Annotated in this window: 17 protein-coding genes and 1 pseudogene; 11 read left to right on the top strand and 7 right to left on the bottom strand. The window is 56.8% G+C overall.

What is annotated here, in order from left to right; translation table 11 throughout:
• The first annotated feature begins 31 nt into the window (after window positions 1-31).
• The 3 genes from ACF8GF_RS17220 to ACF8GF_RS17210 all read left to right on the top strand — a co-directional run bounded on the left by ACF8GF_RS17220 (window position 32) and on the right by ACF8GF_RS17210 (window position 1,590).
• The gene (locus tag ACF8GF_RS17220) at window positions 32-319 is read left to right on the top strand and encodes a hypothetical protein (RefSeq protein WP_209966281.1); all 288 of its coding nucleotides are present in this window, start codon (window positions 32-34) and stop codon (window positions 317-319) included.
• 402 nt (window positions 320-721) lie between these two features.
• Window positions 722-1,090, top strand: a complete 369-nt coding sequence (locus tag ACF8GF_RS17215) for a hypothetical protein (RefSeq protein WP_392488234.1) — start codon at window positions 722-724, stop codon at window positions 1,088-1,090.
• A 191-nt stretch (window positions 1,091-1,281) separates the two neighbouring features.
• Entirely contained in the window at window positions 1,282-1,590 is a 309-nt protein-coding gene (locus tag ACF8GF_RS17210) for a hypothetical protein (protein WP_209969833.1), read from the top strand.
• A gap of 223 nt (window positions 1,591-1,813) precedes the next feature.
• Here ACF8GF_RS17210 and ACF8GF_RS17205 read toward each other — a convergent pair whose 3' ends face one another.
• Window positions 1,814-2,014 carry a hypothetical protein gene (locus ACF8GF_RS17205; protein ID WP_176684569.1) on the bottom strand — a complete coding sequence of 67 codons (201 nt, stop codon included), beginning with the start codon at window positions 2,012-2,014 and terminating at the stop codon, window positions 1,814-1,816.
• Between the two features lie 169 nt (window positions 2,015-2,183).
• On the opposite strand from ACF8GF_RS17205, the gene ACF8GF_RS17200 reads away from it, so the two are divergent.
• Entirely contained in the window at window positions 2,184-2,543 is a 360-nt protein-coding gene (locus ACF8GF_RS17200) for a hypothetical protein (RefSeq protein WP_176684568.1), read from the top strand.
• A gap of 42 nt (window positions 2,544-2,585) precedes the next feature.
• Here ACF8GF_RS17200 and ACF8GF_RS17195 read toward each other — a convergent pair whose 3' ends face one another.
• Window positions 2,586-2,792, bottom strand: a complete 207-nt coding sequence (locus ACF8GF_RS17195; protein WP_392461089.1) for a hypothetical protein — start codon at window positions 2,790-2,792, stop codon at window positions 2,586-2,588.
• Window positions 2,793-3,115: 323 nt separating this feature from the next.
• Between ACF8GF_RS17195 and ACF8GF_RS17190 the strand changes: the two genes are divergently transcribed.
• Window positions 3,116-3,916, top strand: a complete 801-nt coding sequence (locus ACF8GF_RS17190) for a lipopolysaccharide biosynthesis protein (RefSeq protein WP_392488233.1) — start codon at window positions 3,116-3,118, stop codon at window positions 3,914-3,916.
• Between the two features lie 70 nt (window positions 3,917-3,986).
• A complete protein-coding gene (locus ACF8GF_RS17185) occupies window positions 3,987-4,487 on the top strand; it encodes a methylated-DNA--[protein]-cysteine S-methyltransferase (protein ID WP_392461091.1) in 501 nt (166 codons plus the stop codon).
• 4 nt (window positions 4,488-4,491) lie between these two features.
• Here the strand turns inward: ACF8GF_RS17185 and ACF8GF_RS17180 are convergent, their stop codons facing one another.
• Entirely contained in the window at window positions 4,492-4,734 is a 243-nt protein-coding gene (locus ACF8GF_RS17180) for a hypothetical protein (RefSeq protein ID WP_176684565.1), read from the bottom strand.
• Window positions 4,731-5,474: a carbon-nitrogen hydrolase family protein gene (locus ACF8GF_RS17175; RefSeq protein ID WP_392488232.1), complete on the bottom strand. Its 744-nt coding sequence runs from the start codon at window positions 5,472-5,474 to the stop codon at window positions 4,731-4,733. The genes ACF8GF_RS17180 and ACF8GF_RS17175 overlap by 4 nt, the downstream gene beginning before the upstream one ends.
• A gap of 212 nt (window positions 5,475-5,686) precedes the next feature.
• On the opposite strand from ACF8GF_RS17175, the gene ACF8GF_RS17170 reads away from it, so the two are divergent.
• Window positions 5,687-6,412 carry a serine/threonine protein phosphatase gene (locus ACF8GF_RS17170; RefSeq protein WP_176684563.1) on the top strand — a complete coding sequence of 242 codons (726 nt, stop codon included), beginning with the start codon at window positions 5,687-5,689 and terminating at the stop codon, window positions 6,410-6,412.
• Here ACF8GF_RS17170 and ACF8GF_RS17165 read toward each other — a convergent pair.
• Window positions 6,360-6,974: a LysE family translocator gene (locus ACF8GF_RS17165; protein ID WP_176684562.1), complete on the bottom strand. Its 615-nt coding sequence runs from the start codon at window positions 6,972-6,974 to the stop codon at window positions 6,360-6,362. The two genes, ACF8GF_RS17170 and ACF8GF_RS17165, sit on opposite strands and share 53 nt — an antisense overlap.
• Before the next feature lie 83 nt (window positions 6,975-7,057).
• On the bottom strand, window positions 7,058-7,867 hold the full coding sequence (locus ACF8GF_RS17160) for an AraC family transcriptional regulator (protein WP_392488231.1): 810 nt from the start codon (window positions 7,865-7,867) through the stop codon (window positions 7,058-7,060).
• A gap of 131 nt (window positions 7,868-7,998) precedes the next feature.
• Between ACF8GF_RS17160 and ACF8GF_RS17155 the strand changes: the two are divergent.
• The 4 genes and pseudogenes from ACF8GF_RS17155 to ACF8GF_RS17140 form a co-directional block, all read left to right on the top strand.
• Window positions 7,999-8,376: pseudogene (locus ACF8GF_RS17155) on the top strand (LysE family translocator); the annotation flags it as partial.
• Between the two features lie 349 nt (window positions 8,377-8,725).
• A complete protein-coding gene (locus ACF8GF_RS17150; protein WP_392488230.1) occupies window positions 8,726-8,911 on the top strand; it encodes a hypothetical protein in 186 nt (61 codons plus the stop codon).
• Window positions 8,901-10,007 carry an LPO_1073/Vpar_1526 family protein gene (locus ACF8GF_RS17145; protein WP_392488229.1) on the top strand — a complete coding sequence of 369 codons (1,107 nt, stop codon included), beginning with the start codon at window positions 8,901-8,903 and terminating at the stop codon, window positions 10,005-10,007. The genes ACF8GF_RS17150 and ACF8GF_RS17145 overlap by 11 nt, the downstream gene beginning before the upstream one ends.
• An 88-nt stretch (window positions 10,008-10,095) precedes the next feature.
• Window positions 10,096-10,545: a hypothetical protein gene (locus tag ACF8GF_RS17140; protein ID WP_392488228.1), complete on the top strand. Its 450-nt coding sequence runs from the start codon at window positions 10,096-10,098 to the stop codon at window positions 10,543-10,545.
• A 361-nt stretch (window positions 10,546-10,906) separates the two neighbouring features.
• Here ACF8GF_RS17140 and ACF8GF_RS17135 read toward each other — a convergent pair whose 3' ends face one another.
• Window positions 10,907-11,653, bottom strand: coding sequence for a hypothetical protein (locus ACF8GF_RS17135; protein ID WP_392488227.1), 747 nt, complete (start codon window positions 11,651-11,653; stop codon window positions 10,907-10,909).
• Window positions 11,654-12,107 lie beyond the last annotated feature (454 nt).

Genomic DNA, 12,107 nt, shown 5'->3' with positions numbered 1-12,107 from the left:
GCACCCCGCCAACCCCATGAGGACACTGCAGATGAAGCGTTTGTTACTAGGTCTGTTGTTCACCGCGTCGGGCGTTGCCCATGCCGGTATTCCGCTGTTGAATGCAACATGCCCCGGAAATATCGAGGTCCATGCCGATAAAGGCGGGCCCGTCTACATCAATGGCAAGGAGGCCAAGCTGAAGAAATTCAATGACAACTATTTCGAGGCCAAAGGCGGCGGGGTAACGGTATCGTTGTCGATCAACCCGGACGGCTCGCCTGACGTCTCGTATACCGGTAAGAACAAAGCCAATGGCGTATGCCAGATCAAGGACTGACTGCGCGATTGCGCGGTTGGGCTGGCGCAGTGTCAGCGGGCTGCATCAGGGCGCTGGAACGGGAATTGCTGTGACCTTGAGACATTGATCATGCGGGGTACGCAGACATGACTCAGGATGACCGCTATTACATGATTTTCAGCGTGGTTGCTGTGCTGGTACTGGATTTGGCGGCGACTTATGTGTTTCTCAATGCCATCCCCTGACCCCGGTTATGGGGTAGGCCTTACTCGTAATCGGGGGCAAGGCAGGGCGTGAGGGAAACGCCGCGAAACCTATATAGCTAACAAACCTGATGCACGGTCGTCATGGCGCAGTAACATGGGCCCACCAAAACCAAAAAAAGGGCAGGCTGCTTGGCAACATTTCCCAGTTTTCGATGGGGCTGCAGGAGCGTGTCGCATGAGAAACTCAAGATCGCTAGCAGGCGCACTACTTGTGTCCGGGGTAGCCACGTTGTTCACGGCAGGCTGCGCACAAAACCCTGATGTGCGTGACAGCCACGATTATACGGCTGGCACTACCATGAAAAGCCCACCCGCCTATCTGGGCTGCGTCAAAGGCGAGCTACAAGGGAATGTGAAAACCTATGAAGTCGAGGGTGATAACACGGTCAGGCTTTTCGTCGAAAGCACTGACCCCGACAAGGCAGAGGGTCTTGTAGAGTTGCGGGGCACGGGAAGCGAGCGCCACTTCACGGCCTATCAACGTGATGCCTGGTACGACCATGGCAGGTTGCTGGATGCTGCACTGATGTGTTCAAAAGCGTAAATCTCAGACCCAAGTCAAAAAGCCCGCCGTCGAGAGCGGGCTTCTTGTCTGAGGGGCGAATAACCTTGCGTGCCCAAGAAACGGCCTATGGCTTGAGCAGCGTTGTTTTTTGCATTTGCCGGCCCCGCCCGTAATAATCGATGCATTTGGATGGAGAGTCGCAGGTGGAAGCAAGAAGCGTAGTCGCTGAAATGTTCATTGGGATTCCGACGCATTTCTGGGTTTTGCCTGTTGCCGGCCTGGTGGCCTACTACGGGCTGAAGTGGTCCGCCAGATCCAGTAAGCGTGCCACCCTGCTACAAGCCTCGACTTACCTGTTATTGCTGGCGCTGGCAGTTCTGCCCAACGGCTTTTATGCACTGTTTCCTCCTGCGCCCGAGCCTGATGTGCTATTGAATCAAACGCCGTTGACCAACTATGCAGGGCGCTTCTACCTGGATGCGTTCTATGTCTTCAGTGGCTGGGCGCTGAGCAAAGTGGTCAAGTTGAAGTTCAGCTGAGTCGCAGTTCGTTACCTGATGCGCTGACGGGATCAGTAATTGCATACCCCTTTGAAACCGGCGCATCTGGGGGATACGGCAATGCTCTCTGAAGATCAGTACATCATGTTTGTGATTGTCGGCAGTGTGCTGGTCCTGGATATAGCAGCCATCGTGTTGTACAGGGGAGCCAAGCCCTGAGCCCGCGTTTGGTTCGCAATGGGGCCGGAGCATCATGACGACTTCAGCTTTTCTGCTGTACCTGCAGCACCGAACCCTTGTCGTCAGTTGCCAGCAATCCGCCGGCGTCGGTGTCGTCTGATTGTCGCTCGGCAAGTGGTACGTCCGGCGAGCGAAAGAGGCTACGGCCTTGTTCACCGGTTTTAAGGGTGACGAGTTTGCCATTCTGATAGAAGAACTGAGTGTGGTTGGCGTTGGTTTGCATGGTCTGAAGCCCCTGCCGAGTCGTGGTGTGATGTCCCTCGGGAGTTTCACTGTTGCGGCGTGCCCCCGGCTACTGGCAGAAATATCAGGTGCGCTACACTGTCCCCGCTTGGGCGCCGTCCTGCAGCAAGACTTTGGTTGATTAGTAACGCGGCGTCACCGCCGTTAGAATGCAGCCTATCCATAACGGTCGATTGCAAATGCCTGACTTTCGTATTTTTATCGCCACGGTGTTGGTTGCCAGCCTCGCCGGTTGCGCAACCCCTGGCAAACCCACAGCCAGCAAACTTACCCAAAAGTCGCCGCAGCAGTACGCCGCCTGTGTCCTGCCCAAATGGCAGGCGCTGGCACCCCAGGCCACGCAGAAGTCGATAGCCCACGGCTACCGGCTGACGGCGCCAAGCGCCGTGGCAAGCGACGATGTGCTTGACGTAGTCGAAGCTCGTGAGGGCAGCCGCGCGACCTTCTACAAGGGCAGCTTTCTGTCTGGCGACAAGTTACGCCAGGCTGCCAAGGAATGTCTGGACTGAGTCAGTAACCCGAGCTTGCTGAGCCGCGCAGATCTCCTGCGGTTACCCCGCCTCATCCCGCTTGTTCAAATGCTCGCACTTCACCTGCGCCTCCTTCCGGCTCGGGTAGCTTGGCTTGAGCCGCTCCTTTGCCTGATTGTCATAAATGTCGAACCCTCCACAAACGGTAGCGGCGTAGTAGCGGCTGCCTACGCGGAACGACTCCTTTTCGATCGGCACAGCGGGAACGATAACGAATCTTGGTTGCATTTTTCGTGCCTCCCCAGGCAGATGTTTAAGTATTAGTCTCGCCAGTGGTAAGCATCAAGCAGGCTCATGACGAAAGGCGCTTAGTACCCGTCCGTCACCATCGGTGATGGTTATCGCTATTCCTGATCCACAGTAGGGGAACACTTTTTCACCGGGGGGCTGTCATGGCTCTTGGATAAGCCGCTATTCGCTAGGCTGAAACCCCGCCAAGCAAGGGATTGGCGGTTGACTGAAGTTCAGCTAGGTAAAGTTAGGTAAAAGCGGCGGCGGCATATAAACTGATCAGTCTTGTGGTTTGTACTGTCCGGTTAAAGATGCCATTGATGAACACACATCCGTTGCAGCCAAGTGCTGAACGCGGGGCGTTCGCCCATTTCGAGGCGTGTCGCAATACCCAGCAAGGCCCCGTGGTGATCCTTGCCTCCGGCGCTTCTGCCAAACAGTTTCCACTGGGCGAGTTTGCGCATTTGCCCATCATCGCCATGAATGGCTCGGTCGCCATGACTGCCGAACACGGCATCAAACCCTTCTTCTACGTGTGCACCGACAAAAGCTTTTGCCAGCAACAGCCGGCCTTGTTCGCCACTGCCGTGCGCGACAGCGAACGCCTGGCCCTGTGGCCAGAGCAGTATGCGCGTGCCGATGTGCCAGCCCACACCCAGTGTTATGCCTTGCAGAAAGCCGTCACGCCGGGGCTGCTGGACGGTTTGCGCGGACATGGTGACAGTTGTGTGTGCAACCGTGCTCTGTGGAGCAAACGCAGCCGCTCCATCGCCTTCAGCAAAAACCTGGCCCACGGTTTCTTCGATGCTCGCACAGTAGCTTATGTGGCCTTGCAACTGGCTTATCACCTGGGCTTTGAAGAAGTGTTGCTGGTAGGGGTAGACCTCGATCAGAGTGCCGGGCGCTTTTACGAAAACGGCCAAGGGCAGTGTTCGCCGTGCGGGCTCGACCAGCATTGGGACAGCCGCATCCTGCCGTCGTTGAAGCTGATGGCCAGGGAAGTGGTCAGCGAGCATTTCCACGTCTACAACCTGTCGGCAATATCACGCATTCCCGCTGAGCTGATACCCAAGGTCACGCTCAGCCAGGCGCGGCACATTGCCGGCTGCGCAATGAACTAAGCAAGAAAGCGGGTGCATGAAAGACTGTGGATGCGTACAGTTGGGCGGTCGCAACTTGCAGGAGCCTGCTATGTCCAGCGCATTCACGATCATGCCATCGCCCGTCGGCATGCTGACCCTTGTGGCCCGTGGCAATTGCCTGGCAGCCGTATTGTGGGAAGAGGAGCGGGAAAACCGCGTACGCCTGGGCGCACTGCACCGGGACGACCAGTGCCCGGTACTGCGGGAAACCGCTCGCCAGCTGGGCGAGTACTTTGACGGCAAGCGTCAGCGTTTCGAGCTGGCGCTGGACTTTGCCGGTACTGAGTTCCAGCGCCAGGTGTGGGCCGCGTTGCTGGCGATACCGTTCGGCGAAACCCGCAGCTACAGCGACATTGCCCGGCAGCTCGGCAACCCCCGGGCGGTACGCGCGGTTGGCGCTGCCAATGGCCGCAACCCGATTTCGATCATCGCTCCCTGTCACCGGGTAATCGGTGCGTCGGGCCGCCTGACCGGCTTTGCCGGTGGCCTGGCGGCCAAGCAGTACCTGCTGGCGCTGGAAGGGCGGCAAAGCCTGGCGCTGGACCTGTAAGGCGTCAACCGAACCCGCTGGCGATCAGGCAGGCCAGCACGGCCAGCACCGAACCGGCGATCAGGGTGTATTGCCGCCGCGCCTGACGTGCGCGGGGCTCGACCTCACGCAGGTACTCGCCGGGCGTAGGCGCATCGGGCCGATGGCGCAATCCCTCGGCCACATCGGCGAGTTGACCCTGAATCAGCAAACCGACCAGGTAGTAGGTGCAGGCGTAGCTCAGCAACGCTAGAAACAGATAGATCATGCAAGGTACGGGTCCAAGGGCAGGGTGATCGCACTGGCACTGCGGGTGTCGAGTACGATCAGGCCTTCACTGTGGTCATCCAGGCTGGCCAGCAACTGCCCCTGGCTGTCCCATGCGGCAGAACCGCCGGCACCGATGAAGGTGTCGGCCGGCCCCACGCAGTTGGCCATCAATACCGGCATGCCCAGCTCGCGTGCCACCTCTGGGTAGTGCGCATATCCCTCGCGGATACCCTTGGCGTTTTTCGCAACGCTGACCAGGTACAGATCGGCACCGCGCTCGCGGGCCACGGCGGCATGCGCCAGGAACATCGACTCGTAGCAGATCGCCGGCGCCACCCGGTGTTCACCTACCTCCAGCAGCAATGCCTGATCACCTGAGGTGAAATAAGGCAGCTCATCATCATGCAAGCGCTGCTTGGCATAGGCCTGGCGCGGCGCCCCAGGGCAGAAGATGGGCATGCCGATGCGTATGCCGTCGGGTGTCGGCAATGGCAGGCCCACGGCAACCGTAATGCCCAAGCGGTCGCACGCCGCCTGCAGCGGGTCCAGGCGCGTGGAGGTGACGGGTAGGGCGGCCTGACGCGCCACACTCGGCTCATAGCCGGTCAGTGACAGCTCGGGAAACACGACCAGTTCGGCACCCAGGGCAGCAGCCTGCTCGATGCAAACCAGATGGCGCTGGAGGTTGGCTGGCAAATCGCCCTTGAGCGACGCCAGTTGTACGGCGCACAGTTTCATCAAGACCCTTCCTTGGTAGAGGTTCAAGTACCGAGCATACTATTGGCACCAACGCCTGTACCAGTGAAGGGTTTTCAGGAAGCCTCGAGTGCGCAACGCAACGCACCAAGATCCGCGCAGCCGCGGTGCCTTGTGCCATGCTGTCCAGTGACAGCGCCATGAGCAGGGCACGCGCGAGGCGGGCATGGTGCCACCAGCAGAGGAAGACGGTAATGGCACGGTTTCGGCGGCTGATCGCCAATATCCGGGGACGGGACCTGGCGGTGGGCGATATCCATGGTCACTTCCAGCGCCTGCAACAATGCCTGGATGCGGTAGGGTTCGATCCGGCGGTGGACCGCCTGTTCAGCGTAGGTGACCTGGTCGACCGTGGGCCGCACAGCGAGGCAGCGCTGGAATGGCTGGCCCAGCCTTGGTTCCATGCCGTCCAGGGCAATCATGAGGCCTTGGCAATCACCCGCGTGCGCGGGGGGCGGCTCGACCTGGGCATGTACCGCGCCGCCGGCGGTGGCTGGTTTCTCGACTTGCCGCGGCGCGAGCAACTGCGTTTCGTGGAGCGTTTCGAGCAGCTGCCGATTGCCATGGAAGTGGAGAGTGCAGACGGGCTGGTAGGCCTGCTGCATGCAGACAGCCCGTTTGCCGACTGGGCAGTCTTACGCTCCTGGCTGGAACTGGATGACGACCCTGACGTGCGCCAAGTGTGCCAGTGGTCGCGTCGGCGCCTGAAAGAGGGAGACACCCAACCGGTGCAGGGCCTGCGAGCCCTGCTGGTCGGCCACACCCCGGTGCTGGAGGCCAAGCTGCTGGGCAATGTGTGGCACCTGGACACGGGGGGCTGGTCCAGCGGGCATTTCACCTTGGTCGACATGCGCACCTTGCAGCGGGTCAGCCCTGGGCCAGATGCAGCAACAACGCCCCTGCCAACAACACCAGCATGACCCCCGAGGCCCGCTCCAGCCACGCCAGGCTGCGGGCGAATCGCCGCAGTACCCGCTGGTTGCCGATGGCCACGGCGACCAGCAAGTCCCAGAGCAGGACGATGCTGAACATCCATACGGCGTAGGCCGTTTTCCAGCCGGGGCTGACGCTGGCGACCATGCTGGCCAGGCTGGCATAGAACAGCGCGTTCTTGGGGTTGAGGATGCCGGACAAGAAGCCCATGCCCAAACTGCGCCACCAGCCATGCACCCGCTGGCTGCCGGTGACTGTGCCCAGGCTGGTTTGCCCGGCATGGCGCAGGAACAGCACGCCGATGTACAGCAGGTAGCTGGCGCCGGCCAGTTGCAGGGCGGTAAATAGCAGGCTGCCCTGCTGCAGAACCGAGAGCCCGGTGAAGGCGATGACGATGAACGCACCGTTGGCCAGTGCTATGCCCAGGCAGGCGCCGCTGGCGATGCGCCAGCCGCTGCTGATCGCGTTGCGTGCGACCAGGAAAAAGTCCGGGCCAGGTGAGAGCAGGGCAAGGAAGTGGGCCAGGGCGATGATCATGAATTGTTGCATTGGGGGCTGCTCTACGGAAAAAACCGCAGTCTGCTGCCGGGCCCGTTCTGGCGTATTGAACAATATTGCACCTGCAGCAGCCTTCAGTTTCCGCGGTACTGCCCCGGCGTAACCCCCACATGGGCCTTGAACACCCGCTGGAAATGGCTCTGGTCAGCAAAGCCAAGCTGGTAGGCCACTTCCGCCAGGGCCAGCCCTTCACTCAACAGTTGCCGCCCACGATTGACCCGGGCATTGAGCAGGTAGGCATGCGGCGTGAACCCGGTAGCCGCACGAAACGCGCGGATCAGCTGATAGCGCCCAAGCCCCGCCTCCCGCGCCAACACCTCCAGGCTCAATTGGGCAGGGTCCTGGTGTTCGATGCGTGCAAGCAACCCGCTCAAGGTGGCGGCTTCCAGGGCGGGGGCCGCTGCCAGCGGTGGGTGTGCGGAAACGTCCAGGTCCCCCAGAAAGGCAATCAGCGCCGCATCTTTCTCGCCGTTGCAGGCACTGGAAAACAGTAACCTGTTCAGCGCGCAGAACTGCCGATATACCTCAGCCTCCCTGCAGATACGCACCGGTTCGCCAGCTTCGATACCGCCAAGGCCCGACTCCAGGCGTAACTGCGTCAGCCAGTCGGCATCCACATGCAGCATCTGATAGCTCCACGCCAGGCCGGGGGCCGGGTTGCAGGCATGCACGCGGTGGGCCGGGACCAGTACCAGCGTGCCGGGTGCCAAGTGATGCTGCCCGTCGGCAGCCCCGGTGAAATGGCTGCGGCCAGCATCCACCGCACCGATGGAAAACGTCGGGTGGCTGTGGGCCTTGTAGCAGGCCCGGCTGTGGCAGGCGCGCCGGCTTTCGACATGTGGCAGGGCCGGATCGCGCCACAGGTCGGCGTGGGAACGGGGCATTACAGGCTCCTCGGTATTGCCGGCAGGTTAACAGGTACCGTGAACCCGTACAGTTTTTATCGCTGGCTGTTACTTGACCGCAGGGCCCGGAACGCGCCGAAATAGAGGGCTGTTGTCAGAGGAAAACGAGAATGGACCTTTCAAGCCTGCTGCTTTTCATCCCTGCCTGCTTCGCCTTGAACATGGCGCCAGGGCCAAACAACCTGTTGTCACTGCACAACGCCAGCCGTTACGGCCTGCGCACCGCCTGCGTGGCCGGCGGCGGCCGTATCCTTGCCTTCTGCGGCATGATCGCCCTGGCAGCGATGGGCCTGGCAGTGGTGTTGCATACCAGCGAATACCTGTTCCTGGCCATCAAGGTGGTGGGCGCGGCCTACCTGTTCTACATCGCCTGGCAACTGTGGCGCGCACCCGTGAGCGAGACCGTGGTGGCAAGCGATCACCCTGGCGGCACTTGGCGCCTGGCGCGCCAGGAGTTCTGGGTGGCGGCCGGTAACCCTAATGATGTCCAATATAGACACTGGTGACACCTGTCGACCAGAGCCGCCGATGACAACTGGCGGCAATCTGCCAGACGCAGCCGCTTAGGGCAATCTAAGAAAGTTGGGCCGGTTCCCCCCAGCGCTTGGCAGCCTCTTAAGTAAACCCGGCACGAAAGTCGTAACACTGTCTAGCTCTCTACTTAAAAGCTGATGTACACTCGTATCAGGTATCGGAAATAGTGCTTGTCAGGTTGGTGCACAGCTCGTCTTTATTGCACGTCATGTTGTTTAGCGCCGTCGCATCAATAAATAAGATAGCACTATATGGCCGTTGATGTTTGTTTATAGAAGAGCGTCATGATCAGAGACTATTTATATGGAATGGATATCAACGAATAAAGAATGGCTCTTTAGCGGAGTCGCCATAGCCATGCCGCTAGCATTAATTGGCTGGTTAGTTTCTAGTCGAGGAAGTAAGCAGGCCCAGAAAGGCGGCAAAAACTCAACAAATATTCAAATTGGTGGTGACTTCAAAATAGGCGGCAGCAAGGATGATAAATAGCCAAACCCAAAAAGGTGGAGAGAGCTCTACTAACATCCAAGCTCAACAAATGGTGGTGCATGTTGGTATTGATGAAAAGCGTGCGAGGGAAATTTATCAAGAAATGAATCTGCAGTTGAGGAGTGACTATAGCGAAGAAGCCCTCAAGCTGGCAAATCTTAGAGTGTCAGAGTTCGAACAAAAACTAATGCCTAAAATAACTCAGGTTGAAGGTGCATTGGAGGCGTTTGCAGATCCTAGCTTCCAGCTCCTTCTAGTTGAAGCCCAGAAAACCGCAGCTTCAACTGAGCGGCCAGCAGACTATGATCTTTTGTCCGAGCTATTAATACATAGATTTCAAAAAGGTGAAAATAGAATCGCACGAGCTGGCATTAGCCTTGCGGTAGAAATTGTTGATAAAGTTGCTGATGACGCCCTGCTAGGTTTGACTGTAAGGCATGCACTAGACAGCTTCATTCCCTATACAGGAGACATCCAGGAAGGGCTTGATGTTTTGGATGGTCTATTTGGGAAGCTATTATATAGAGATCTTCCGGTCGGGCAGGAATGGCTTGATCATTTGGATGTATTGGATGCAGTGCGCATAAATGGCTACGGCTCCTTAAAAAAGGTAGAGCAGTATTACCCTATAGCGTTGTCAGGTTATATTGACGTCGGCATTGAGAAAGACTCAGCAAATCATCAAATGGCCATTGACATATTAAAAGGCCAGCGATTGCCAGTCAATATATTGGTTGAACATGCTCTTAATAGTTCCTACCTTAGACTTCGTGTTTGTCATAGAGACAGCATTGACAGGCTGTCATTAGCCACTCAAGTTATTCAAAATGGAATCGTGAGCCCCGTCCAGCAAGAACTTTCTAAAGAGCAAAAGCAAGCCATTCATTCTGTGTATGAGCTCTACTCCAGAGATGAGGGAGCTAGGCAGGCTAATGTGAGAGAATTCTTGGAGCAGTGGGATAAACGTTCAAGCCTAAAGATTCTTAGAGCATGGTGGGATAATATACCCGTCGCCTTCAGTGTTACATCGGTGGGTAAAATTCTGGCACACTCGAACGCTCAAAGGTGTGATAAAAACTTACCGCCTCTTGATTGACATATTAACGAAGGTCGTATATTGACTGATTCGGATCGCGCTCTCATACGAGTCAGAATCTGCCCATTAGTCAAGCTCTAGGTGTCACATGCCGGAAGTCGCGCTCGTACCGAAGTTTTTGAAGTCGTTCGCCGCAGAGCATGGGTTTCAAATTCACGACTGCTTGTACGGGGCTATTGAGATTGGCGGCGAGCTCCCGATTCAACAGTCCGCTGCCGCCGTATACGGGATCTGGGCTCACATGCCCGCAGCGCCCAAAATCGGACTAGCAGAAGTGCCAGGTTTTTCCGACTGGTACCCCGTATACTGGGGCAAGGACATCTCCCCCGTGAGCCGTATTAAGGCCCACGTTCAAGGGCACAGGAACGGTAACATCGGCCTGCCGAACATTGCTGAATTGAAGGGCGCACGCATTGTGTTCGGTGCCGTTTTGGTGTCGGAGTACCAACGCTTTGAGGCCCTCCTGCATCAGCGTTGCCCTCCATTTAAGGGAACGCCATCGGTTGGCCGTCAGAGCACGGTAGTGAGAGTGCGGTGAGGCTTCGCGGCAATCATGACGGACGGGCCATCGACGCACTGCCGCCCGCTCACTGCCCGCTGTTCACCTTAACCTTTGTGGTGTTGGCGATTGGCTGGTACCGTTCATGTCAGGAATAACTATCTTTCTGAAGAGCTCTGCAGCCCGATTTCAGTTTGTCGCCAACGGCAGCTTCGGGTCGATAGCTGCCTTCTCATTAGGCACTGCTTAGAAGGGTCCAGGAAAAATAAGCTAGGCTACCGTAACCCTAATGATGTTCAATATAAACACTGGTGGCTGGCACCTATCGACCCAAAGCGGTCTGTCATAACGCCCAGCTTCCAACCTACAATTGTCGCAAGTTATTGGCTGGTATCAGGATTCACTTTAGGCTTTTTTCAGACTCGGCTGCCTGAGTGCTTGGTTCGCCGTACATTGCGGCCACTTTTTCTGGGTCATCAGTGTACACCTGCGCCTTTAACCAACTCACTACGCGCACAACCGGATCTCTGGCTTGCCCACGCCCTTGGTTGATATTATCAAATCCACGAACAACCAAATAAATTCCCGCCGTTAATAAAATCACATAAAAATTCAGATCGTTACCCGGCCACCAGTCCGTCTGGCCATGTGCTCGATACGATGCGATTGCAATTCCTGCAAGAGCTTCAGACACGCCGTACGTCACTCGCCATATTGTTCGCACCCAAAAAAATAAAGATCCGACTAATAAAGTACAAAAGCCAACAAGCAGTGAAGATCGGTCGCTCAGGGTCATGTTATTCCATGCAAACTCATACGCATCAAATATTAACCCCCCAACACCAAACGCAAGAATCAAAAAAACAGCACTAGCAATCCAAGCCAGCATGCCAGCTTTAAAGCAAGACCAAGCTTTGCGGAGTCCCTTACTTTCCGTGGAAGAAATCAATGATAGAAAAAATGTGATGGCTGCGAGGGCCGATGAAATCATAAGTGGTAAGCGAAAAAAATCAGCTGCGCTCCGTGTGTAGATTACATAAGCAACACATCCAAGAGAGACTAAAAAAATAGCTATCAATAGAGGGCCTTCGACACTTACCGTCCAAGTGCCGCCTGGCTTCTCTGCGTATAAATCTTCTTTCATCATCCATATCTCAATCTATGATAAGTGTATTTAATACATGCGTGAAATGCGAAAAAGCAAATCATGGGCATGGCACAAGTATGCTACCACAATGTTAACCATTGTTTGCATTCAGATCCCAAAACAGAACTGGCCAACAAAGTGGAGAAATATATCACCTGAGGTCTCCATGACGCACCTGAATGACCAGCGCGGACTCCGCGTTATTGGTGCCCAAGAAACGCATGACGTTGGAGTTGTGGTCAGTCAGCCTCATTTGCTAGTGTCCGCTTTTGGCCGATAGCTGGTAAGGGATCCATCATCCCCACATTCCAACCGTCCACCTGATTCCCGATGCTGTGCTCCCGATTTCTTTCTGGAGCCAGCCCGCCATGATGCGCCCCGACAGCAAAGTCGAAAAAGTCTACCTCACCCCAAGCCCGTGGACTTTCGAAAGTCCATCGACGGCCTCACTGCC

This window comes from Pseudomonas sp. yb_5, from assembly GCF_043103865.1.
In the GTDB taxonomy this organism is placed as follows: Bacteria; Pseudomonadota; Gammaproteobacteria; order Pseudomonadales; family Pseudomonadaceae; genus Aquipseudomonas; species Aquipseudomonas putida_Y.
Note: the sequence above shows the minus strand (reverse complement) of the source record. Positions and strands in the feature narration are given on the sequence as shown.

Coding starts and splice junctions, on each gene's coding strand:
- ACF8GF_RS17220 (WP_209966281.1), top strand. CDS start 32: ATGAAGCGTTTGTTACTAGGTCTGTTGTTCACCGCGTCGGGCGTTGCC.
- ACF8GF_RS17215 (WP_392488234.1), top strand. CDS start 722: ATGAGAAACTCAAGATCGCTAGCAGGCGCACTACTTGTGTCCGGGGTA.
- ACF8GF_RS17210 (WP_209969833.1), top strand. CDS start 1,282: ATGTTCATTGGGATTCCGACGCATTTCTGGGTTTTGCCTGTTGCCGGC.
- ACF8GF_RS17205 (WP_176684569.1), bottom strand. CDS start 2,014: ATGCAAACCAACGCCAACCACACTCAGTTCTTCTATCAGAATGGCAAA.
- ACF8GF_RS17200 (WP_176684568.1), top strand. CDS start 2,184: ATGCAGCCTATCCATAACGGTCGATTGCAAATGCCTGACTTTCGTATT.
- ACF8GF_RS17195 (WP_392461089.1), bottom strand. CDS start 2,792: ATGCAACCAAGATTCGTTATCGTTCCCGCTGTGCCGATCGAAAAGGAG.
- ACF8GF_RS17190 (WP_392488233.1), top strand. CDS start 3,116: ATGAACACACATCCGTTGCAGCCAAGTGCTGAACGCGGGGCGTTCGCC.
- ACF8GF_RS17185 (WP_392461091.1), top strand. CDS start 3,987: ATGTCCAGCGCATTCACGATCATGCCATCGCCCGTCGGCATGCTGACC.
- ACF8GF_RS17180 (WP_176684565.1), bottom strand. CDS start 4,734: ATGATCTATCTGTTTCTAGCGTTGCTGAGCTACGCCTGCACCTACTAC.
- ACF8GF_RS17175 (WP_392488232.1), bottom strand. CDS start 5,474: ATGAAACTGTGCGCCGTACAACTGGCGTCGCTCAAGGGCGATTTGCCA.
- ACF8GF_RS17170 (WP_176684563.1), top strand. CDS start 5,687: ATGGCACGGTTTCGGCGGCTGATCGCCAATATCCGGGGACGGGACCTG.
- ACF8GF_RS17165 (WP_176684562.1), bottom strand. CDS start 6,974: ATGCAACAATTCATGATCATCGCCCTGGCCCACTTCCTTGCCCTGCTC.
- ACF8GF_RS17160 (WP_392488231.1), bottom strand. CDS start 7,867: ATGCCCCGTTCCCACGCCGACCTGTGGCGCGATCCGGCCCTGCCACAT.
- ACF8GF_RS17150 (WP_392488230.1), top strand. CDS start 8,726: ATGGAATGGATATCAACGAATAAAGAATGGCTCTTTAGCGGAGTCGCC.
- ACF8GF_RS17145 (WP_392488229.1), top strand. CDS start 8,901: ATGATAAATAGCCAAACCCAAAAAGGTGGAGAGAGCTCTACTAACATC.
- ACF8GF_RS17140 (WP_392488228.1), top strand. CDS start 10,096: ATGCCGGAAGTCGCGCTCGTACCGAAGTTTTTGAAGTCGTTCGCCGCA.
- ACF8GF_RS17135 (WP_392488227.1), bottom strand. CDS start 11,653: ATGATGAAAGAAGATTTATACGCAGAGAAGCCAGGCGGCACTTGGACG.